Raw genomic sequence first — 21,693 nt, forward strand, 5'->3', positions numbered from 1 at the left:
CGCTCTAAAAAAGGGTCTCGGGGCGCGAAAAGCCCCGGTGTGTCGCGGCGGCGACAGCTCTGCGAAATTCGACGCCTCGCGGCCGCCGCGAGGCGTTTTCGCTCTTGACGCCCCTCGCGCGATTGCCGACGCTGCGCAATGGCGAAGTTTCGGCCCGGCCTTCGGCAGATCGCGCGCGCTTTCCTGATCCGGGGAATCGCGGCGCTGCTGCTGTTGCAGACGGTCGCCCTCGCCTATTCGGAGGCGCGGCCCACGCCTCCCGGCGTCATGGCGGGGCAGATCTGCCGGCCGATGTCCGATGGCGGCGGCCATGCGCCGGCGCGCTCCGACGGGCCCGGCCATTGCCTGTTCTGCCCGACCGCCTGCGCCGACGGCGACGCGAAGCTCGTCACGCTGGTCGCGACGGCGATCCTCGTCCTCCATCCCGGCGATCGCGCCGCGCCCGGCCGCCGGATCGAGCCCGCGGCCAATCCGCGTCCCGACTCGGCGCGCTTTCGCCAATTCTCCCGAGCGCCCCCCGCCGCCTGACCGCAGCAGGCGGCCGCGAGCCGCCGACCGTCCACAAAAGCGCATAGCGAGCCGCGCCGAACGGCGTCCGCTCCCTGCGGCGTCCGCGCCATGCGGGCCCATTCCGCCGCGAGAAGGCGAACATGCCCGATCAGAGAACCCATCGCTTTCGCGAGCTGTTTCGCCATAATAAGCGGACCTTGCTCGATTATTTCAAACGCCGCGTCGGGCCGGAGAACGCCTCCGACCTGCTGCAGGAGACTTTTGTCCGCGCGATCCGCCGCGAGGATTTCGACAGCGTCGCCGACCCGCCGGCCTTTCTGAAGCAGATCGCCATCAATCTCTCGCGCGATTTCGCGCGCCGCCGCGAGAGCGAGGCCAAATATTTCATCCCCGGCGACGCGGCCGAGGACGTCATCGAGGCCGCCGTCGCGCCGGACGCGCTCTATGAGACGGAGGAGCTCGCCCACCGCCTGCTGGCGGCGATCGAGGCGCTGCCGCCCAAATGCCGGCAGGCCTTCGTCATGCGCCGCTTCGAGGATATCTCCCATGAGGACATCGCCGCGCGACTCGGCATTTCCCGCAATATGGTGGAAAAGCATCTGCGCCTCGCCATGGAGCGCTGCCGGGCGGCGCTCGATTGAGCGCGCCGGCCTCCTCTTTTACGACCTCCCGTTTTGCATGGCCGGCGCGTCCTACTCTATGAGACCCCCATTCTCGAGACCTCCGCGGAGACCATGAGCGAGGACGGCCCCAGCGAAGCGGAATTGGAGCGACGGCGCGCCGCCATCGCCTGGTGGATGCGGCTCGACTCGGGCGCCTCGACGCCGGCCGAGCGCAAATCCTTCGCCGCCTGGCTGACCGCGGACGCCGCCAATAAGGCCGCCTTCGACGACATTTGCCGCCTGTGGGGCGATCTCGAGATTCTGCGCCCGCAACTGTCGCCCACGCTGGCGGCGGCGCGACGCGCTGAGCGAGGGCGACTGCCGCGGCCCGGGCTGCGTAGCGCGGCGGCGCTGGCCGGCCTCGCCCTGGCGCTCGCCCTCTCCTATGACGAATTGTCGATCCGCTGGCGCGCCCGCGCGCTCACCGGAACGGGCGAGCTGCGCAGCCTCGCGCTCGAGGACGGCTCGCGCGTCGAGCTCGGCCCCGTTTCCGCCATAGCGACGGATTTTTCCGGCGCCGAGCGACGCGTCGCTTTGCTGCGCGGCGAGGCGTGGTTCGCCGTGGCGTCCGATGCGGCGCGGCCCTTTTCCGTCGCCACCCCGGCGGGAACGGCGACCGCGCTCGGCACCGCCTTCGACGTCTCCATCCAAGGCGCGCGCACCGAGGTGACCGTCACCCAGCATCGCGTGCGGCTCTCCGGCGCCGGGCCGAGCGTCATCGTCGAGGAAGGCGCGCAGAGCGCTTTCGCGCCGGGCGTCGCCGCCGTCGCGCCCTATCCGGTCGATGCGGATCAAGTAACCGCGTGGCGGCGCGGCAAGCTCATCTTCGACGACAAGCCGCTCGCCGAGGTGCTGGCGATTCTCGCGCGCTATCGCGGCGGCTACATCATCCTCGCCGATCCGGCGCTACGCGGACGGCGCGTGACCGGCGTGTTCGAGACCACGGCGCCGGAGACGGCGCTGCGCGCGATTCAAAAATCGCTCGGACTTCGCGCCCTCTCCCTGGGCTTCGTCACGCTGATCGGAGGCTGAGAGGAGCCGCGCAAAAAACTTCATCGAGCGACCTCCTCGTCCGACGCCGAGCCGCGTCCAACTCTGTGAGGGGACGTTCGAGCCCCCGAAAAGATGCGAGGGGGCGCCGATGGCGAGACGGGTTTCGAGGCGGAACGGCGGCGACGCCGGGAGTGCGATCATGGGCGCAACGGCGCTGGCCACAGTGTTGGGCGCATTGGCGATCGGCGGCGCCGGCGACGCCCGCGCGCATGCGCAAATGCCGAACAAAGAGATCGTCGCGATCGTCCGCGCCTATTCGATTCCCGCTGGCCGCATGTCGACGGCGCTGACGCGGCTCGCCGATACGAGCGGCGTGCTGATCGTCTACGACACGACGCTGACGCGGACGCTGACGACGCGCGGGCTCGAGGGAACGCATACGCTGAATGCGGCGCTGGAAAAGCTGCTGTCGGGCTCGGGACTGAATTACGAGGTGGCCGGCGACGGCAAATCGGTGCTGATCGTGCTGGCGCAGAACGATGGCGTGCGCAGCGACGCTGTCGGCGCGGAGGCGCTGCCGCCGATCGACGTGGGGGCGGAGGCGAGGACGCCGGCGGAGCGACGGGATCGCGCCTATGGCGGCGCCGGCGCCGGACAGGACCCCTACAATAAGAGCTATGTGCTGCCGAACGCCTCGACAGGCACCAAGACCGACACGCCGGTGATGGAGACGCCGCTGAACATTCAATCGGTGACCCAGCAGGCGCTGCGCGATCAGCAGGCGATCACTATCGAGCAAGCACTGCAGAATGTCAGCGGCGTGGCGGTCGGCGGCGGCGGCGCTTTCGGCGGCGGCACGCCCTACGGCGACATCAATTTGCGCGGTTTCGCCAGTGACGTTTATTTCCGCAACGGGTTCCGCATGGGCCCCAACGGCAGCGGAATCGACGGCATCTCCACCATCCAGCTCGCCAATATCTCGAGCATAGAGGTGCTCAAGGGTCCCGGAGCCACGCTCTATGGGCTGCTCGAGCCCGGCGGCGTCGTCAATATCGTCACCAAAGAGCCGTTGAACGCGCCCTACTATTCGATCAACCAGCAGATCGGCTCTTTCGCCAATTACCGCACAACTATCGACGCAACCGGACCCGTCACCAAAGACGGGGACTGGCTCTATCGGCTGAACATGTCCTACCAGGACAATGGCGCGCCATTCGGCTCACCGATCGAGCTCATTCACGGCCAGGATATTTTCATCGCGCCGACGCTCAAATGGAACATCGATGCGGCGACGTCTGTGAAGCTCGAAGTCCAATATGATGAAAATCGCAGCGCGATCACTTTCGGCTCCACTCCTGCATTCAATGGGCAGTTCTTGTCGTTGCCGCGCAATCGAAATTATAGCGAGCATTCTCCAGACACGCTGAAAACCTTCTTTTCGGCGCTCACCTGGTCACACCAATTCGACAACGACTGGTCGATCAAGCAGCAGGTCGCCTTCAAGCGCGCGGAAGACGCTGGCTCCTTCCGACTGCCCGCCTTCGTCCAAGATACCGGAACCAGATATCTCGTCGAGCGATACAGTGGAGAATCCGCCAGACAGCAAACCGCTTTTTCGACCAATGTCGATGTCGTCGGACATTTCGACACTTCCGGAGCGAAGCACACTCTGCTTCTCGGCGGCGACTTCTACAGGTCCAGCACCGGAAGCCAGAACTTCATCAACTTCACGTCGTTCTCGGAAATCGACCTCTTCAATCCAGTCCATCCCGGCACGCCCTTTCTCGCCGCCCCGGTCCCTTCCGGCGCGGTCTCCAATCTGCAGGACACGGCGGGCTTTTATCTTCAGGATCAAATCAAGCTGCCGTATGATTTCTCCATCCTGGCGGGCGCGAGATATCAATATATCCAGCAAAAGAGCGCGTCCGGCCTGACCGCCGACGCATTGACGCCGGGCGACAAGGTGACGACGGCGGAAGCCGTGACGCCGCGCTTCGGTCTGTTGTGGCGGCCGGAACAATGGGTGAGCGTCTATGGCCATTACGCCGACGGCTTCGGCGCGGGCGCCGGCCGGATCTTCCCCGGAACGCCGACCGGCCCGAGCAAAGCGCAGGAATTCGAGGCCGGCGTCAAGCTCGAATGGTTCGACGGGAGGCTGCGGGCGACCGCCGATTACTTCAATCTCGCCAAGACCAATGTTCCCTCGACCGATTATGCGCATCCGGGTCTCGGCTTCGTGGTCTTGACCGGCGAGGTGCGCAGCAAGGGTGTGGAGGTCGATATTCAGGGCGAGATTTTGCCCGGCTGGAGCATGATCGCGACCTACACCAATCAAGAGGTGCGCACCACCAAGAGCGAAAATCCGGCCGAGATCGGCCAACGGTTCGGACGCGACCCGAGAAATATGGCGAGCCTCTGGTCGACCTATGAGTTCCAGACCGACATGCTGAAAGGGCTGAAGATCGGCGGCGGAGCCATCTATCGCAACCGGCAGCCGATTTATGATTTGTCGGGCCTCGGCTTGCAGATGTCCAATCCCTCTTACGCCACGATCAATCTGATGGCGGCCTATAGCTTCACGCTTTCCGGACTGAAGCTCACGGCGCAGGTGAATGTCTCCAATCTCCTGGACACGACCTATTATGCAGAAACAGCGCTCGACGCGACCGCCTCGGGAATGGGATTAGGCTACCGCCTCTATGGCGCGCCGCGGACTATCCTCGGCTCGTTGCGCGCGGAGTTCTGAGCGCGCGCCCTGCCCGGCCGCGCGCCGCACACAGCCAGTGGCTGGATCGCTGGGCAGGGCTGCTGATGATGTCCTCCTCGTCATCGTCGGACTCACAGGCCTTCAACGCCGCGTTGGAGCATATCGTCGCGCCGCCGCTCTTCGCAAAACCGCGGCCAGGCGCGGCGCGCTCGAACTCGGGCCGGAGGGCGAGCGATGACGCGCCGCCGACCGATGCGCCGCGCGCCACCCACGCGGATCGCGTAACGACGAGCCCCGCCCCGCCGCTTCTGCTATAAGCCCTCGCCCGCGCCATTCGCGCCACAGCCGAGGAACGCTGATGTCGGACCAGGACAAGCTCGCCCTTCTCGAGCGCATCGCCGCCGCGCTGGAGCGGCTCGCCCCGCCGCCGCCGCGCGCGCCGGATTTCGCCGCCGCCGAGGCCTTCGTCTGGCGGGCGGCGCGCGGCGAGTTCTCGCCCGTCGCGCAGATCAATCGCGTCGATCTCTCGCTGCTCGAAGGCGTCGCCCGACAGCGCGATCAGCTCATCGACAACACGCGCCGCTTCGCCTGCGGCCTGCCGGCCAATAATGCGCTGCTGTGGGGCGCGCGCGGCATGGGCAAATCCTCGCTCGTCAAGGCCGTCCATGCGGCCATCGCGCGCGAGGCGCAGAACGAGCGGCCGTTGAAGCTCGTCGAGATCCATCGCGAGGACATAGAGAGCCTGCCCGGCCTGCTCGCCACGCTGCGCGAAAAACCCTTCTGCTTTCTGCTGTTTTGCGACGATCTCTCCTTCGACGGCGCGGAGACGAGCTACAAATCCTTGAAATCCGTGCTCGAGGGCGGCGTCGAGGGACGGCCGCGCAATGCGCTGTTCTACGCCACCTCCAACCGCCGCCATCTGCTGCCGCGCGACATGATGGAAAACGAGCGCTCCTCCGCCATCAATCCCGGCGAGGCGGTGGAGGAGAAAGTGTCGCTGTCCGATCGTTTCGGCCTGTGGCTCGGCTTCCACAATTGCGCGCAGGACGACTATCTCGCAATGGTGTTCGGCTATGCGCGCCACTATGGGCTCGACGCGGCGAAGGGGACGATCGAGCGCGAGGCGCTCGAATGGTCGATCACGCGCGGCGCCCGCTCGGGGCGCGTGGCCTGGCAATATGTGCAGGACCTCGCGGGACGGCTGGGCAAGCGGCTAGACGACTGAGCTCACGCGCAGCGCTCGCGGATCGGCAGCACGATGAAGAAGGTCGCGCCGACGCCGGGCTGCGCCTCGACGCTGAGGCGCCAGCCATGGCGATCGGCGATCGCCTTGCAGATGGCGAGGCCGACGCCGGAGCCCGGATAGTCGACCTTGCTGTGCAATTGCTTCAGCGGCTCGAATATCTTCTGCGCATATTGCGCCTCGAAGCCGATGCCGGCGTCGGCGATGGCGAGGCAGAGCGAGGTCTCGTCGCGAAAGCCCTTTATGTCGATCGTCGCCGGAAGGCCGGGCTTTCGGTATTTGATGGCGTTGGCGAGAATATTCTGCACCAGCCGCTGAAACTGCGTCGCGTCGGCCTCGATCGCGACGGCGGGCAGATCGATCTCCACTTGCGCCTGCGTCTCGGCGATCGTCTGCGAGAGCGCGGCGAGCGAGAGCCCGATGGCCTCGCGCAGATCGAGCGCGCAGAGCTCGATCTCGTCATTGACGATGCGCGAGAAGGACAGAAGATCTTGCACCAGCGCGCGGGCGCGCAGCGCGGAAAAGCGCATCACCATGTTGGCGTGGACGATCTCGTCCTCGTCGCCGCGCAGGATCGCCTCCTCCATCAGATCGCCGAAGACGGCGATCTTGCGCAGCGGCTCCTGAAGATCCTGCGAGGCGACGAAGGCGAAACGCGCGAGCCGTTCATTGACGCGCTCGAGCTCCTCCGCCCGCGCGATGAGCGCGGCCTCCTCGTCGCTCATTTCGCGAAGATCGAAGACCGTCGCCAGAACGATCGCCTCGCGCTCGAGCGGGGAGAAGCGCGCGTCGACCGGAAAGCGCGCGCCGTCGCGTCGCACGCCGTAGCAGCCGACGCCGAGAACCGACGCCTCCGGCAACAACCGGGAAATGGGCAGGCCGACCATCTCCGCCTCGGCGCCGAAGCCGAACATGCGGCAGGCCCAGGCGTTGGCGCCGGTGATAACGCCGCGCTGATCGATGAGCACGAGTCCCGCGACCGTCTCGTCGAACACGAGTCGACGCCAGTCGTCGGCCGTCGCGGCCTCCGGCATTCTCCCTCCTTCGTCACGTCCGGCCGCAGCGCGGTTTTCCGCGCGCATTGTCGAGCTCTCGTCTCGCCGGACGCAATCTCCCGTCGCGGATACTGGCCTGAGGCCCCGCCGAGGTAAAGAAGAAATTCAGCACATTTCGCGCGATTTCGACAAGCCTCGCCTGAATCGATACTATTATATAGCTATATCCGACAATTCGATTCAAATGCATCGAGATTCCAACTCGAACTATACTAATCCAGCGGCCAGCGATCATCCGGAAACGGCTGGCGGCCAGAGATCTCCGCGTTCCTGCTCCGGATCGGCGCGCGCATGGGCGCGATCGGCTGTTCTGCGCAGCGATCCGAGCCCTATTGTCCTGTCATGCTCGTCCGATAATCTGCCCGATATTCCGTCGTCGCATGGAGAGCATGAAATGAATTTTCCAGCTTCCGCCGCCGCGATTTTCGGTTCCCTCGTGGCCGCGACCGGCGCGCTGGCGCAGACGCCGGCGACGGGAACCTTCGTCGCGCACAAAGCCTGCGTCGCCACGCGATCCACCCATGGCGGCCCGAGCGCCGACGACGCCGCTGTCGAATTGGGCAAGTCCTATCCGCTGGTCGGCAAGAACAAGCCGGACGCGAGCTATTATCTGATCGAGGTCGAGGGCGCGGATCCGCTGCGTCGATGGATCGCCGTCGATTGCGGCGCGATCGACGGCGCATCGGCGCCGGGCGCGGCGTCGACGACGAGCGGAGGCGCCCGCTCCGGGACGGGCCCGGCGTTCAATCTTCTCGCGGTGAGCTGGCAACCGGCCTTCTGCGAGAGCCATCAGAGCAAGACCGAATGCGCGTCGCAAACGCCGAATCGTTTCGACGCCACGCATTTCACCCTGCATGGACTCTGGCCGCAGCCACGCGGCGCGGAATATTGCAATGTGGCGTCATCCTATGTCGCGCTCGACAAGGACGGCCAATGGGACCGCCTGCCGCCGGTCGCTCTCTCCGAGGCGACGCTCGCCTCGCTCGCGCGCGTCATGCCCGGAACCATGTCTCATCTCGAGCGCCACGAATGGGTCACGCATGGGACCTGTTTTCGAGGCGCGCAGTCGCAGGACGCCTATTTCGCGCGCGCGGTGGCGCTGATGACGCAATTGAACGCGTCGCGCGTGCGCGATCTGTTCGCCGAGAATATCGGCCGCACGATCACCGCCGAGCAGATCAAGCAGGCCTTCGACGAAAGCTTCGGAGCCGGCGCGGGCGATCGCGTGCAAGTGTCGTGTCCGGGCTCGCGCCGATCCATCGTCCAATTGACGATCGGCCTCGTCGGCGAGATCGGCGATTCTCCGTCGCTCGCCGAGCTGATCGCCGCCGCGCCGCGGACCAGCATCGGATGCCCGTCCGGAGCCGTCGATCGGGTCGCCGGACGCTGATCTCGTCCGGCGCGCTACGCCGCGCTCGGCCAGTGGGCCAGCGCGTGAACGACAAAGGCGTAGGCGATCCAGAGAAAGCCGACGGAGGTGACGACGAAAGTCGCCGCCGTGTAGTATTTCCAGATCGCCTTGTCCCAGAAGTTCGGATCGAAAGCGGCGATGGTGAAGACCGTCGGATTGGTGAAGCCGCCGACCGCCACGCACCAGCAGGCGACGACGGGAAGCTCCACGCCGGAGCCGTAGAAGGCGACGCAGAAGACCGCCATCAGCGCATAGTCGATATGGGCGCGGATCATCGTCTTATAGTCGATGACGAGAGCGTCGACGCCGGCCACCGGGAACCATTTCGCCAGGGTCATGAGCCAGGCGGTCGCAATCAGCGCTGTGATGCAGGCCGCTGCGCCGATGAGCAGGATTTCCACGTTCGAGGTCTCCTCGCGGTCTTTGGGATGTCTGAGGCGTTGTTTCGCTCGAGCCTTCCGCTTTTGCTTGGGCTTTTCTCCCGCATGGCGTCGGGAAAAAAGCCCGATGTCGAGACGACGGACAAAAAAACGGCCGCGCCCGAGGCGCGGCCGTTTCGAAAGTCCGATCCGGAAAGCTCAGCGGATCACATAAGGCAGCAGGCCGAGGAAGCGGGCGCGCTTGATGGCCTGGGCCAGCTCGCGCTGCTTCTTGGCCGAGACGGCCGTGATGCGCGAGGGAACGATCTTGCCGCGCTCGGAGATGTAGCGCGAGAGCAGGCGCGTGTCCTTATAGTCGATCTTCGGGGCGTTGGCGCCGGAGAAGGGGCAGGACTTACGACGGCGGAAAAAGGGGCGGCGGGCTGCGGCGCTCATCAGAAAGTCTCTCCTTCGGCGCGGGGTTCGTCACGGCGCGGCGGGCGACGATCGCCCCTGTCGCCACGGTCGCCTCTATCGCCACGATCGGGGCGCGGGCCGCCGGGGCCGCGGCGGTCGCCGCGATCATCGTCGTCACGCTTGCGAAGCTGCGCGGAAGGGCCTTCCTCCAGCGCCTCGACGCGCAGGGTGATGAAGCGAAGAATATCCTCGCTCAGGCCTTCCTGACGCTCGACCTCGGCCAGGGCCGCCGGCGGAGCGTCGATGTTGAGAAGGGTGAAATGCGCCTTGCGGTTCTTGTTGATCCGATAGGCGAGGGACTTCACGCCCCAATATTCGGTCTTGGACACTTTGCCGCCGAGCGACGTGATAATGCCCTTGAACTGCGTCGTCAGCGCTTCGACCTGCTGGGGCGAGACGTCCTGACGCGCAAGATAGATATGCTCGTAGAGAGCCATTCTCTTGCCTTTCCTCATTGTCGCGAGCCGCTCTCGGCGCAGAGCCCTTCGAGCCTCGTGGGAAAGGCTCGAACGGGAAGTTCGAAGGCGGAGACACGGGAAGACGGGCGAGAACCCTGCCAGCGGCGAAGCCGAAGGCCTTCCGTTCAGCCCCCGGCCGGAAGCGTCGCGAAGCGCGCTTTATAGCGGCGTGGGCGCAGGATGCAAGGGCCTGCGCAGACGGGTCAGGGCGATCGGGTGAACGAGACGCGGCGCCCGATGAGGCGTTTCACCTCCCCCTCGACGGGGGAGGTCGAGCGCCGCAGGCGCTCGGGAGGGGGTGATTCCGCCGTGTCTTGCGCCTTGAACTACGCCCCGGACGGCTTCGCCGTCCGACCCTCCCCCTAAAAGGCAGGGTGGAACGCCCGCTTTCACGTTCCCCCATCGCCCCGCAGACAGGCCCCCGCAGCGGCAGCCCGCGCGTCAGCGGCCGTCGAACCAGGCCTTCCACTGCGGGACCGCGGTCGCGAATGTGCCGCGATGGGTCGTCGGCCCGGTGGAGACGGCCTCCACGAGCGGATTGCCGGCGCCAAAAGCCTGCGCATAGGTCATCGCCATGCGGCCGACGCCTTGGGTGATCGCCTCGTCCGCCTCGCCGTAATAGTTGTGAACCGGCGATTTTATCACCCAGCGATAGGCTTGCGTCGCCGCGATGAGGCGGCCGAAAGCCGAATTGGCGAAATAATGCGGATCGAAATAATCGGCGCGGAGCAGCTTGCGCAGATCGGCCGGAATGGCCGCCGGATCGAAGGGCTGGCGATCATAGGCCTTTTTGGAGACGTCATAATACTCGTCGGCGATGAGCGAGCGGGCGAGGCCCGGAACGCCGTAGTAGTTCTCATAGGAAAAGGCCGACAGAATGAAGATGCTGTTCAGCCAGACGGCGTCATTCGGGCGCGGGAAGTCGAGAAAGCCCTCCATGGCGGCGAAGAGGTCGAGCGGCGCGCTGGCGGTGGCCGCCGCCTGAACGGGCACGCCGGCGCTCTCCAGCTTCTCCAGAAACGCCATGGTGACGAAGCCGCCTTGCGACCAGCCGGCGAGGAAGAGCTTGTCGCTCTTCAACTTCAGATCGCCGAGCACGCTGCGGCTGGCGACGAGCAGATCATAGCAGGCCTGCTGGTGACTCGCCTTCACCATATAGCCCTCCGGCTCCTGCGACACGCCGAGGCCGAAATAATCGGCGCCGATCACCGCATAGCCCTGTCCGGCGAATTGCGCGATCATCAGCTGCGTCTCGGGCGACTCCTCGGCGAAGGAGGGGACCTCGTGGCGCCCATAGACCGTCCCATGCTGATAGGAGACCATGGGAAAGGACGCCGCCTTGGTGTCGGGGACCGCGAGCAGGCCGGAGGCGACCGTCGGCTGATTGCTTTTCTCCGGCAGGACCGACGGATAGGTGACGCGATAAAGCTTCACGCCATTGCGCGCCGGCGTGTAGGCGACGCGGACGCCGGCGAATTTGGGCGTGTCGGCCTCCAATATCTGGTTCAGACGATGCACGTCCCAACGCGCGACAAGCTCGTATTGCACTCCGGAGGAGACTGGAGCCGGCGCATTGCGGGAGGCGGGAGCCGCCCCGGCGGGCGCGGCGCAGAGCAGCGCGGCGAGCAACGACAGGGCGCGTAGCATAGTCGACATGAAGGAACCTTTCGGCTTTCGGATGAGCAGCGCATCCTCTCCCTATCGTCCGGCGGTAAATTCGTGGTGTAGACGCGAGAATCGACGAGATCGCAGATGAGCGCGGCGCAACGCGCCATCCCATTTCGGCCGCATTTCCTTTCGACAAACGAGGCCCGACCGCGACAGGAGAAGGCTGGCATGTTCTCGCAACCCATTCGTTTCGCGGGCGCGCTCGCGCTCGCTCTCGCGGCCTCTCGGCCGGCGCTGGCCGCCAATCCCCTGGATCGCGGCCCGATCGCCGATTTCGTCAACAACTTCCAGCTGCAATCCATCCCCAGCCAGACCGTCGTCTGGAGCCATCCTCAATATAAAAAGGGCACGATCGTCGTCTCCACCAAGGAGCGGCGGCTCTATTATGTGCTCGGCCCGACGCGAGCGATCGAATACGGCGTCGGCGTCGGCCGCGAGGGCTTCACCTGGTCCGGCGTGAAGACGATCACCGCCAAGCGGGAATGGCCCGATTGGCGCCCGCCCGCGGCGATGCTGAAGCGCCGCCCCGACCTGCCGCGCCATATGGAAGGCGGCCAGGACAATCCGCTCGGCGCCCGCGCGCTCTATCTCGGCTCCAGCGACTATCGCATCCACGGCTCCAATGAGGGCGACACAATCGGCGAGGCCGTCTCCTCCGGCTGCATTCGCATGACCAATCGCGACATCGTCGACCTCTACGGCCGGGCCAAGGTCGGGACCCGCGTGGTCGTGCTGAAATGACAGAGCGCCTTTCTCGCGCTATTAACCGCGCCGCGGTAATCATGGCGGCGGCGTTCATAGGGTTTCGAGGAAGACGGTCATGCGCAAGATCTGCATTCTGGCGGGCCTCGTCGCCGCCTATGCGCTGCTGACGGGCTGCGACAAATGCACCCACGAGCTTCAGGATATCCGCCTGCCGACGCTGCCGCAGGCCTGCTCGCGCTGAGCGGGGTTTTGGGCTATAGCCGGGCTCGCTTCGTGTCCTACGTGTCTCGGCGGCGAGCACGACGATACAGACCCGGGTGAATGAATGGCGTCGCGCGCGGCCGAATTCCTGAACATGAAGCAGCAGGGCGAGAAATTCGTCGTGCTGACCGCCTATGACGCGCCGACGGCGCGGATCGAGGTGGAGGCCGGCGTCGATATCGTGATGGTCGGCGACAGCGTCGGCACCAATGTGCTGGGCTACGCCAGCGAGCGCGAGGTGACGCTCGACGATATGGCGCATCACATCGCCGCCGTGCGCCGCGGCGCGCCGGACGCCTATGTCATCGGCGATCTTCCCTATGCGACCTATGAGTCGGAGACGCAGGCGCTCGCCAGCGCCGCGCTTCTCGTCCGCGCCGGCGCCGATTGCGTGAAATTCGAGGGCGCGCGGCCGCAGATCGTGCAGGCGCTGAAGCGCGAAGGCCATGACGTCTGCTGCCATATCGGGCTCGAGTCGCAGCATCAGCAGGGCAAGCGGCGCCAGGGCAAGACGGCGGAAGCCGCCGGCACGCTGCTCGCCGACGCGCTGGCGCTGGATGCGGCGGGCATGGACTTCATCGTTCTGGAGCTCGTCCCGCGCGAGCTCGCAGCGACGATCACGAAGCGCCTGCGGGCCCCGACGATCGGCATCGGCGCCGGCGCCGACTGCGACTCGCAAGTGCTGGTCGTGCACGATCTCGCCGCGCTGGGAACGCGCGACTTCAAGCATAATCGCCGCTATGGCGCGCTCGCCGACGCGCTGCGCGAGGCCGTCGCGGCTTATGCGCGCGATGTGCGCGAGGGGCGTTTTCCGGCCGCGGAGAATGGTTTCTCCATGGAGCCGGCGGAGCTCGCCGCGTTCGAGAAAAGCATCGCATGAGCGCGCCCCGCATCGGCCTTCTCCTCGTCAATCTCGGCACGCCGAAGGGCTCCGACTATTGGTCGGTGCGGCGCTTTCTGCGCGAGTTTCTCTCGGACCGCCGCGTCGTCGATCTGCCGCCGCTGCTGTGGCGCCCGATTCTCGAGGCCTTCGTGCTGACCTTTCGTCCGCGGCGCTCGGCGCGCGCCTATCGCTCGGTCTGGAATGTCGAGCGCGACGAAGGCCCGTTGAAGACGATCACGCGCGCGCAAGCGGAAAAGCTCGCGCCCCGCATCGACGGCGTCGTCGTCGATTTCGCCATGCGCTACGCCGGACCCTCGATCGGCGACGAGATCGACGCGCTGCGCGCCGAGGGTTGCGAGCGCATCCTGCTGTTTCCGCTCTATCCGCAATATGCCGCCTCGACCACGGCCTCGGTCGTCGACGAGGCGGCGCGCGCGCTGGCGCGTCTACGCGAGCAGCCGACTCTGCGCATCGTTCCGCCCTTCTACGACGATGCGGCCTATATCGACGCGCTCGCGGATTCGACGCGCGCACAGCTCGCGGCGCTCGATTTCACGCCCGAGGTCTTGATCGCCTCTTTCCACGGCCTGCCGCAGGCGCAGATCGATCGCGGCGATCCCTATCGCCGCCATTGCGAGGCGACGCACGATCTCTTGCGCGCGAAGCTCGGCATGTCGTCCGAGCATTTGCGGCTCGCCTTTCAATCGCGCTTCGGCCGCACGCAATGGACCGGGCCCTATACGGCGAATGTGCTGCAGGAGCTGGCGCAGAGCGGCGTGAAACGCGTCGCCGTGCTGACGCCGGGCTTCGTCGCCGATTGTCTCGAGACGCTGGAAGAGATCGGCGTCGAGCTGCGCCACTCCTTCCTCGCGGCCGGCGGCGAAAAATTCGCGCGGCTCGATTGTCTGAACGACAGCGAGGATGGATTGCGCGCGCTGGAGACGATCGCGCGACGCGAGCTCTCGGGCTGGGTGTGACGGCGCTCTACCGCCGCCCCGACACCCTGCGCCACAACTCGTCGAAGGGCCGGAAGACGAAGCGCACCTCATGCTTGCCCTGCGGCACGGCGACGGCGCGAAACATCACATTGGCGCGCAGAATATCCGCCGGCTCGCCGTCGATCTCCGCCGTCCAGGACGGGTGGAAGATGTCGTTCAGCACCACATAGCCGCCGCCATGCGGAACATCGGCGTCGATCACCACTTCCGTATTCGCATAGGAGCGGATGCGCGCGCCGCTCTCCTCCCCCTCCTCCGGCCGCGAATGACGGCAGACCGGCGGCTCCTCCAGCAGCACGCTGGCGCGATAATCGAGATCGGGCCAGACGCCGTCCTCGATCATTTGCGCGAAATCGACGCGCGAGGCGCAGGTCGCCAGCAGCACGCGCGGCAGCGCCCGCTTATTCTCATAGACGTAGGCGTCCTTGGTGCGCGCGATGAAGTCGAGATCGCCGGGCTTCAAATTCTTGTCGATCTGCTCGATCGGAACGCCGGTCGCGATGAAGCGCAGCCCCAGGAGATCGGCGAGCGGCGAGCGATAGGAGGGATAGAGCTTGGAGAAGACGCGCTGCTCGGGCAGAGCGAGATGATCGCCGGCGCCGGTCGCATCCTCGAGCAGCCGCAGCCGCACCGGATTATAGCCGAACTCCTGATCGAACCCATGGACCAGCGAGGCGTTGGGCCAATGGAAATCGATGCCGGCGAGCTCGACGCGGTCGCGCCGATCCGGCGCCGTCGTGGCGGCGAGGCGCGCGCGCAGCAGCGCGATCGTGTCGTTTCGTGTATCGGCGCGCAGAACGTCGAAATTCTGCGGCGGCAGCGCCGTCGATTCATTGGGGCCGTTATTGACGGCGAGATCGAGCGTCATCGTCGCGCCGACGGCGGCGAGCAGCGCATAGCGCCGCGCGGCGAGCCATGGCGCGAAGGCGACGACGAGAAAGGCCAGCGCCACGAAGCCGGCGCTCTCGGCGAGCGGCGCGAGCGCGGCGGCGAGATGATCCTTGCTCCAGGCGAGCAGCGCGGCGAGCGCGAAAAGCGCGGCCAGCGACGCCGCGACGAAGCGTAGCGGCGGCTTGCTCGGCGCCTTGGCGACGACCGTGAGTCCGAAGCCGGCGAGCAGGGCGAGCACCGCGCCGAGCGGGAAAGTGGCGTCGGCCGGACGGCGGAACAGATCGACGCCGGGAATATGGAACAGCAGCGAAAAGACCGGCGTGAAACGGCCGAGCGCATAGAGCAGCAGCGCGAGCGCCGTCGCCGTGAAGAACATGATCTCCCGGTTCGACGGCAGCCCATGCCGCGCCAGAGCGATGAGCGAGACCAGCGGCAGCGCGCCCATGTAGACGTCGCACATGTTGCGCGCGAGGAAGAGATCCGGCGAGCCGAACGCCGCGGCCGGCGGACCCCAGAAATTCGCGAGCGGACCATCCGTGCCGAAGAGATTGGCGGAGAGGAGCGTGAGCAGCGCCGCCGGATGCAGCGAGCCGCGCAGCGCGCCCTCGAGATCGATGGCCGGCCGATTGGATTGCGCCGCCAGCTCCATCGTCAGCGCCAATGGAAGGACGATGACGGCGACGCCGCAGGCCGCGCCGGCGAGCAGAGGCAGGGCGGCGGTGGAAATTTTGGCGTCGTCCGAAAAAACGCGGAAGATGGCGTAGGCCGAGAGAATGAGCACTTCCAGAAAGGCGACCTGATCGCGGCCGAGCACGAGAAAGGCCGCCGCCACGCCGGCATAGGCGCCCCATTGCGCCGAGCGGCGATCGAGCGCGCGGGCGAGCAGGAACAGCGTCACCGGGAACCAGGCGAGGCTCATCACCTGCCCCGTATGCTGGATGCGCCAGGCGGCCGAGCCGCCGAAGGCGAAAGCCAGCGCGCAGAGCAGCGCCCCCTCCGCCGAGAATTCGCGGTCGCGGAAATAGGCGATGAAGGCGAGGCCGCCCATCGCCAGCATCGCGAAGACGATGCCGTCCTCGAGCGCGAAAGAGGGCTCGGGAACGAGCCAGGCGGCGATGAGAAAGAAGGGCGAGAAGATCAGCGATTGCGGATCGGCCACCTGCGGCGAGCCGGCGAAGACATTGGGCGTCCAGAAGGGCGATTGGCCCGAATGCAGCGCATGGGCGAGAAAGGCGAATTGCGGCTGGAAATGCGCCTTGGCGTCCCAGGGGACGGTGACGCGGCCGGACGCCCAGGGAAAGGCGAGGACCACGGAGGCGGCCAGAAAGACGAGCGCCGCGGCGCCGTAGGAAGCGGAAAATTGCCGACGCTCGTTCACTCTTCTCTCACTCCGACGAATCGCGAATCGCGCCGCATTGCGCATGATTTCGTGAAAGGCGCAAAGGCGGAGCCCAGGCTCGGACGCTCAAGCGCCGACAGCGCTCTGCGGCCGCGGCGCGGCGGACGGCTTCTCGGCGTCGAAACGACGCCGCGAATCCTCTATGGTCTCGACATTCTCGAGCGCCCAGTCGCCGAGCCGATGCAGAGGCTCGCGCAGCGACCGACCGAGCGGGGTGAGCTCATAGTCGACGCGGGGCGGTATGGTCGGATAGACGGTGCGCGTCACGAAGCCGTCGCGCTCCGCCGCACGCAGCGTCAACGTCAGCATGCGCTGCGAGATTCCGCCGATGCGCCGCCGCAGCTCGTTGAATCGCAGAGGGCCCGAGCCGAGCGATTCGACGACCAGCACCGTCCATTTGTCGCCGATCCGCGACAGAATGGCCGCAATGCGCCCGCATTGGGCGGGAACATGAATGTGACCCCGTTCCAAAAATGTGCCTCCTTGCGCCCCCCGGCGACAGGGGGCAACTTAGCCTAAGTTACGACTCGATACCAGGAGCGACCCGAATGACCCGCCTTTTGCACGTCGACTCGAGCATTCTCGGAGAGAAATCGCTGAGCCGGCGCCTCACCGCCGAGCTGGTCGACAAGCTCCGAGGCGACATCCCCGACCTCGAGGTCGCCTATCGGGACGTCGCCGCCGTGGCGCCGCCGATGCTCTCCGGCGCCCTGTTCTCGGCTCGCGGAGCCGCCGCGGAGCCGGAGGACCCCACCCTGCGCGCCGATCTCAAGGCCGCCCGCCAGCTGCTCGACGAGTTTCTGTCGGCCGATATCATCGTCATCGGCGCGCCGATGTATAATTTCTCCATCCCCACGCAATTGCGCGGCTGGATCGACCATCTCGTCGTTCCCGGCAAGACCTTCGCCTATACGCAGGCCGGCCTGCACGGGCTCGTCGCCGGCAAGCGCATCATCGTGGTCTCGACGCGCGGCAGCCTCTACGCGGAGGACGCCGCGCGTTCCGAGCAGGACCATCAGGAAGCCTATCTGCGCACCACCTTCGGCAATCTGGGCGTCACCGATTTCGCCTTCATTCGCGCCGAGGGCGTCGGCCTCGGCGAGGCGCAGAAGAACGAGGCGCTCGCCGCCGCCCGCCGCGACATCGCCGCGCTCGCGGCCGCGTGAAAAAAACGGCCCCGCGGGGAAACGCGGGGCCGCGACCTGCAGGAAAAAATTGCTGGGTTCTATAAATTCACTCGACCGCCGAAACGACGGCGACACGCGACGCCACACGCAACCGACGCGTTCAATCGAACACGGAGCCCAGCGCCGCTCCGATCAAACCGAAAACCACCGCGCTGGCGATGATGGCCGGGCCGCCCAACAGGCCATAGCCCACCACTCCGCCGATGACCGCAGCGAGTCCGCCGACGATCAGCTTGCCCGTGTTATTGTCTTTCTTGCCGGCCTCGCCGGACTTTTCCGCGATATTGTCGGCCATTTGCGCTTCTCCTCGAGAAGAGTCGCCTCGACGCCGCATCACGGCGTCTCGTGTAGCAGGCGCGTGTAATGCTCGCGTGAGAGTCTCTTGACGGGGGAGTGACAGCGGGGCGTCACAGGCCGGCAAGGTGATCGAATTGTCCGCCCGGAGGCGTATCCACCTCGCCCGCGAGGGGGGAAGTCGAGCGCGAATGCGCTCGGGAGGGGCGCCCGATCGCCCTTGCGCCCGATGGCCCTTGCGCCCGGCGCGGCTTTCGCCCGGGACGAAAGCTTAGTAAAGTCGCGCCGCAATTTCGGCCGGCGCGGGGAGCCGGTCCCAAGCAAGGACAAAAGACGTGACAGGGACATTGGATACGAGCGGGCGCGCCACGGCGAGCGTCAATGCGCTGGCGGGCGAGATCGTCGACAGGCTCGTCGCGGGAGCGGAGCGCTATCGCCTCGCCGTTTCACGCGGCAGCCTCGGAGAGCTGCTGATCGACGCCGGCGCCAAGGTCGCGGGCGGGATCGACGCCGGCCTGCTGCTGACCGAAATCTGCCTCGGCGGATTGGGCAAGGTCACGCTCTCGCCGGCGCCGGGCCAGAAGAACTGGCCCTTCTGGCTCACCGTCTCCAGCAATGATCCGGTCGTCGCCTGCCTCGCCAGCCAATACGCCGGCTGGAGCCTCGCCCATGAGAAATTCTTCGCGCTCGGCTCCGGCCCCGGCCGCTCGCTGGCGCGCAAGGAGGCGCTGTTCCAGGAGCTTCCTTATAAGGACTCCGCCGATCGCGCGACCATCGTGCTCGAGGCCGGCGCGCCCCCGCCGGAGGCCGTCGTCGCCAAGGTCGCCAATGATTGCGGCGTCTCGCCCGACAAGCTCGCCTTCGTCTACGCGCCGACGCAGAGCCTGGCCGGCAGCGTGCAGGTCGTCGGCCGCGTGCTCGAGGTGGCGCTGCACAAAGCGCATGAGCTGAAATTCCCGCTCGAGCATATCGTCGACGGCGTCGCCACTGCGCCGCTCTCGCCGCCGCATCCCGATTTCGTCACGGCCATGGGCCGCACCAATGACGCGATCATCTATTCCGGCCGCGCCCATCTCTTCGTGCGCGGCTCGGCCGCCGCGGCCAAGGAGCTCGCCGAAAAGTTGCCGAGCTCGACCTCGCGCGATTACGGACGGCCTTTCGCGGAAGTTTTCAAAGCGTATAAGGGCGACTTCTACAAGATCGACCCGAGCCTGTTCTCGCCCGCCGAGGCGATCGTGACGGCGGTCGAGACCGGCGAGACATTCCGTGGCGGAGCCATCGACGAAAAACTGCTCGACGCCTCTTTTGGCTGAGCCTCTCGCGCGCCCTCGCGAGGGCGCGCCCCGCATCGCGATCTTCACCGACGAGCTCGACTGGCACGTCGAGCGGCTGGTCAAAGGCTTCGCGCGTCACGGCGCGCGGGCCGTCCCCGTGCGCCTCGGCGCCTGCAAGATCGACACGACGCGGCCTCAGCATTTGGCGATTCCGGGTTTCCACGGCGCGCTGCCGGACGCCTGCGTCGTGCGCGCGATCGGCGACGGCTCGCTGGAGACGATCACGCTGCGGCTCGGCGTGCTGCATGCGCTGGACGCGCTCGGCGTGCCGCTGGTCAATAGCGCGCGCTCGATCGAGCGTTGCACCGACAAATCCGCAGCGAGCTTTCTGCTCGCCGCGGCGCGCATTCCGACGCCCGTGACCTTCGTGACCGGCTCGCGCGGCGAGGCGCTGCGCATCATCCGCCGCGAATGCGGTCTCGCGCCGCTGGTGCTGAAGCCATTGTTCGGCGCGCAGGGCTGGGGCCTGAAGCTGATCCGCCGCGAGGAGGATCTGCCGACCAAGGAGGAGGCGCGCGGCGTCTTCTATCTGCAGCGCTTCATCGCCCCGCGGGACGTGTGGTACGAGGATATGCGCATTCTCGTCTCCCATGGCGAGATCATCGGCGCGATGCGGCGGCGCTCGCGGCGCTGGATCACCAATGTGCGCCAGGGCGCGAAGCCTTGCGCCTGCGAGCCGACCGCGCGCGAGCGCGAGCTGGCGCTGCGCGCGACCGCCGCGCTCGGCGCCGATTTCGCCGGCGTCGACATCATCAGCGGTGCGGACGGCCTGCCGATGGTGCTCGAGGTCAACAGCATGGCCGGCTGGAGCGGACTGCAGAGCGTGACCCCCTTCCAGATCGCCGAGCGCGTCGCCGGCGACATATTGGCGGCGATCGGCGCCGCAGCGCGCCGCGCCCATGGCTGAGATCGCGTCCGAACAAATCGCGCGCGCCTTCATCGCCGCCTGCGCGGACGAGCTCGCCGCGCCCAAGCCCGGCAATGTCCATATATATGCGCCGGGCCATGGCATGGAGGCGCAGGACTTCGTCGCCAGCGCCGAAGCCGCCGCGCCGCATCTCAGCGCGCCGGGCGCGCGCGTCGGCGCCCGCATCCACGACGCCGTCGAGGCGACCTGGGCGCGCGTCGGCTGCAACACCAATCTCGGCATCGTGCTGCTGTGCGCGCCGCTCGCCCACGCCGCCGCGCAGCAGGGCGAGGGCGCGCTCGCCGAAAAGCTGGCGACCACGCTGGACGCGCTCGATTCGGCCGACGCCGATCTCGCTTTTCGCGCGATTTCGCGGGCCTCGCCCGCCGGACTCGGCGCCGCGCCGCAGCATGATGTGGCCGAGCCGGCGCGCATCTCCCTGCGGGAAGCCATGGCGCTCGCCGCCGATCGCGATCTCGTCGCGCGACAATACGCCAATGGCTTTTCCGAGATTTTCGGGATCGGCCGCGCGGCGATCCTGCGCTCGCGCGCGCGCGGCCACGACAGGGAGATGACGACGCTCGAACTCTTCATGGCTTACGCACGACAATTTCCCGACACGCATATCCAGCGGAAATTCGGCGAAAAAGTCGCCCGCGAGACCTTGACGCGCTTTCAAGAAGCGGCTTCTCTTATCGACGCCGCCGACGATAGAGACTCCATGTTCCGGATCGCGCTGGAATTGGATCGTTCTCTCAAAAAGAGCGGCTATAATCCGGGCGCCTGCGCGGACCTGACGGTCGCCGCGCTTTTTGCCGATTATCTGCTCGCCATCTTGCCGAACGTCCACAAAAATGGTTGAGTTCGCGCCGCGCGAGATGGTCTCGCGACCGGCTCGACCGGCTCGGCCGCATTTCGGCCTGACGCCGGCGAGACAGAGGGAGGCGCCCGCGCCGGCAGCCGCGCGGGCGACAAGTCGAGTTTATCGAAAGGAAGAAACATGGCCCTGATCAACAAGCTCATGATCGGCGAGTCGCTCGTCGGCGAAGGCAATGAAGTCGCCCACATCGACCTCCTGATCGGACCGCGCGGCAGCGCGGCCGAGACCGCTTTCGCCAATGCGCTGGTCAACAACAAGGACGGCTTCACCACGCTGCTCGCCGTCGTTGCGCCGAACCTGCTGGCCAAGCCGAACACGATCCTGTTCAACAAGGTGACCATCAAGAACGCCAAGCAGGCCGTTCAGATGTTCGGACCGGCCCAGGCCGGCGTCGCCAAGGCCGTCGCCGAT

Annotated in this window: 23 protein-coding genes; 15 read left to right on the plus strand and 8 right to left on the minus strand. The window is 66.6% G+C overall.

Features of this window, described 5'->3' with window-relative positions; all coding sequences use genetic code 11:
• Nucleotides 1-138: 138 nt before the first annotated feature.
• The 5 genes from VIF40_RS08385 (at nt 139) to VIF40_RS08405 (ending at nt 6,097) form a co-directional block, all read left to right on the plus strand.
• Nucleotides 139-528: a hypothetical protein gene (locus VIF40_RS08385; RefSeq protein ID WP_331937072.1), complete on the plus strand. Its 390-nt coding sequence runs from the start codon at nt 139-141 to the stop codon at nt 526-528.
• A gap of 122 nt (nt 529-650) precedes the next feature.
• A complete protein-coding gene (locus VIF40_RS08390; protein ID WP_331937073.1) occupies nt 651-1,151 on the plus strand; it encodes an RNA polymerase sigma factor in 501 nt (166 codons plus the stop codon).
• Between the two features lie 93 nt (nt 1,152-1,244).
• Entirely contained in the window at nt 1,245-2,204 is a 960-nt protein-coding gene (locus tag VIF40_RS08395) for a FecR family protein (protein ID WP_331937074.1), read from the plus strand.
• A 160-nt stretch (nt 2,205-2,364) separates the two neighbouring features.
• Nucleotides 2,365-4,911, plus strand: a complete 2,547-nt coding sequence (locus VIF40_RS08400; protein WP_331937075.1) for a TonB-dependent siderophore receptor — start codon at nt 2,365-2,367, stop codon at nt 4,909-4,911.
• Nucleotides 4,912-5,230: 319 nt separating this feature from the next.
• Nucleotides 5,231-6,097, plus strand: a complete 867-nt coding sequence (locus VIF40_RS08405; protein ID WP_331937076.1) for an ATP-binding protein — start codon at nt 5,231-5,233, stop codon at nt 6,095-6,097.
• A 2-nt stretch (nt 6,098-6,099) separates the two neighbouring features.
• Here the strand turns inward: VIF40_RS08405 and VIF40_RS08410 are convergent, their stop codons facing one another.
• Nucleotides 6,100-7,149 carry a PAS domain-containing sensor histidine kinase gene (locus VIF40_RS08410; RefSeq protein WP_331937077.1) on the minus strand — a complete coding sequence of 350 codons (1,050 nt, stop codon included), beginning with the start codon at nt 7,147-7,149 and terminating at the stop codon, nt 6,100-6,102.
• A gap of 415 nt (nt 7,150-7,564) precedes the next feature.
• Between VIF40_RS08410 and VIF40_RS08415 the strand changes: the two genes are divergently transcribed.
• Complete coding sequence (locus VIF40_RS08415) at nt 7,565-8,560, plus strand: ribonuclease T2 family protein (RefSeq protein WP_331937078.1); 996 nt, start codon at nt 7,565-7,567, stop codon at nt 8,558-8,560.
• A 14-nt stretch (nt 8,561-8,574) separates the two neighbouring features.
• Here VIF40_RS08415 and VIF40_RS08420 read toward each other — a convergent pair whose 3' ends face one another.
• The 4 genes from VIF40_RS08420 to VIF40_RS08435 all read right to left on the minus strand — a co-directional run bounded on the left by VIF40_RS08420 (nt 8,575) and on the right by VIF40_RS08435 (nt 11,531).
• Nucleotides 8,575-8,982, minus strand: coding sequence for a hypothetical protein (locus VIF40_RS08420; protein WP_331937079.1), 408 nt, complete (start codon nt 8,980-8,982; stop codon nt 8,575-8,577).
• A 177-nt stretch (nt 8,983-9,159) separates the two neighbouring features.
• Nucleotides 9,160-9,396, minus strand: a complete 237-nt coding sequence (gene rpsR / locus VIF40_RS08425) for a 30S ribosomal protein S18 (RefSeq protein ID WP_018266677.1) — start codon at nt 9,394-9,396, stop codon at nt 9,160-9,162.
• Nucleotides 9,396-9,854 (minus strand): 30S ribosomal protein S6, encoded by a 459-nt coding sequence (rpsF, locus tag VIF40_RS08430; protein WP_331937080.1) that lies wholly within the window; start codon nt 9,852-9,854, stop codon nt 9,396-9,398. The genes rpsR and rpsF overlap by 1 nt, the downstream gene beginning before the upstream one ends.
• Nucleotides 9,855-10,316: 462 nt before the next feature.
• The gene (locus VIF40_RS08435; RefSeq protein WP_331937081.1) at nt 10,317-11,531 is read right to left on the minus strand and encodes an alpha/beta hydrolase family protein; all 1,215 of its coding nucleotides are present in this window, start codon (nt 11,529-11,531) and stop codon (nt 10,317-10,319) included.
• 180 nt (nt 11,532-11,711) lie between these two features.
• On the opposite strand from VIF40_RS08435, the gene VIF40_RS08440 reads away from it, so the two are divergent.
• The 4 genes from VIF40_RS08440 to hemH all read left to right on the plus strand — a co-directional run bounded on the left by VIF40_RS08440 (nt 11,712) and on the right by hemH (nt 14,369).
• Entirely contained in the window at nt 11,712-12,284 is a 573-nt protein-coding gene (locus VIF40_RS08440; protein WP_331937082.1) for a L,D-transpeptidase, read from the plus strand.
• A gap of 79 nt (nt 12,285-12,363) precedes the next feature.
• Nucleotides 12,364-12,489 (plus strand): hypothetical protein, encoded by a 126-nt coding sequence (locus VIF40_RS08445; RefSeq protein ID WP_331937083.1) that lies wholly within the window; start codon nt 12,364-12,366, stop codon nt 12,487-12,489.
• Nucleotides 12,490-12,573: 84 nt separating this feature from the next.
• Complete coding sequence (gene panB, locus VIF40_RS08450) at nt 12,574-13,389, plus strand: 3-methyl-2-oxobutanoate hydroxymethyltransferase (RefSeq protein WP_331937084.1); 816 nt, start codon at nt 12,574-12,576, stop codon at nt 13,387-13,389.
• The gene (hemH, locus tag VIF40_RS08455) at nt 13,386-14,369 is read left to right on the plus strand and encodes a ferrochelatase (RefSeq protein WP_331937085.1); all 984 of its coding nucleotides are present in this window, start codon (nt 13,386-13,388) and stop codon (nt 14,367-14,369) included. The genes panB and hemH overlap by 4 nt, the downstream gene beginning before the upstream one ends.
• Before the next feature lie 7 nt (nt 14,370-14,376).
• Here hemH and VIF40_RS08460 read toward each other — a convergent pair whose 3' ends face one another.
• Nucleotides 14,377-16,659, minus strand: coding sequence for a hypothetical protein (locus VIF40_RS08460; RefSeq protein WP_331937086.1), 2,283 nt, complete (start codon nt 16,657-16,659; stop codon nt 14,377-14,379).
• A gap of 87 nt (nt 16,660-16,746) precedes the next feature.
• Complete coding sequence (locus VIF40_RS08465) at nt 16,747-17,151, minus strand: helix-turn-helix domain-containing protein (protein WP_331937087.1); 405 nt, start codon at nt 17,149-17,151, stop codon at nt 16,747-16,749.
• Nucleotides 17,152-17,228: 77 nt separating this feature from the next.
• Between VIF40_RS08465 and VIF40_RS08470 the strand changes: the two genes are divergently transcribed.
• Nucleotides 17,229-17,846 (plus strand): FMN-dependent NADH-azoreductase, encoded by a 618-nt coding sequence (locus VIF40_RS08470; protein WP_331937088.1) that lies wholly within the window; start codon nt 17,229-17,231, stop codon nt 17,844-17,846.
• Between the two features lie 121 nt (nt 17,847-17,967).
• On the opposite strand, the gene VIF40_RS08475 is transcribed toward VIF40_RS08470, so the two are convergent.
• A complete protein-coding gene (locus VIF40_RS08475; RefSeq protein ID WP_331937089.1) occupies nt 17,968-18,162 on the minus strand; it encodes a hypothetical protein in 195 nt (64 codons plus the stop codon).
• 334 nt (nt 18,163-18,496) lie between these two features.
• Between VIF40_RS08475 and mch the strand changes: the two genes are divergently transcribed.
• From mch to fae, 4 genes are all read left to right on the plus strand, one after another.
• The gene (mch, locus tag VIF40_RS08480; protein ID WP_331937090.1) at nt 18,497-19,474 is read left to right on the plus strand and encodes a methenyltetrahydromethanopterin cyclohydrolase; all 978 of its coding nucleotides are present in this window, start codon (nt 18,497-18,499) and stop codon (nt 19,472-19,474) included.
• On the plus strand, nt 19,467-20,402 hold the full coding sequence (locus VIF40_RS08485; protein WP_331937091.1) for a RimK family alpha-L-glutamate ligase: 936 nt from the start codon (nt 19,467-19,469) through the stop codon (nt 20,400-20,402). The genes mch and VIF40_RS08485 overlap by 8 nt, the downstream gene beginning before the upstream one ends.
• Nucleotides 20,395-21,264, plus strand: coding sequence for a triphosphoribosyl-dephospho-CoA synthase (locus VIF40_RS08490; RefSeq protein WP_331937092.1), 870 nt, complete (start codon nt 20,395-20,397; stop codon nt 21,262-21,264). Before VIF40_RS08485 ends, VIF40_RS08490 begins: the two co-directional genes overlap by 8 nt.
• A 138-nt stretch (nt 21,265-21,402) precedes the next feature.
• Nucleotides 21,403-21,693: formaldehyde-activating enzyme (fae, locus tag VIF40_RS08495; RefSeq protein ID WP_331935725.1), on the plus strand; the 291-nt coding region annotated here is incomplete at its 3' end.

This window comes from Methylosinus sp. (genome assembly GCF_036560965.1).
In the GTDB taxonomy this organism is placed as follows: domain Bacteria; phylum Pseudomonadota; class Alphaproteobacteria; order Rhizobiales; family Beijerinckiaceae; genus Methylosinus.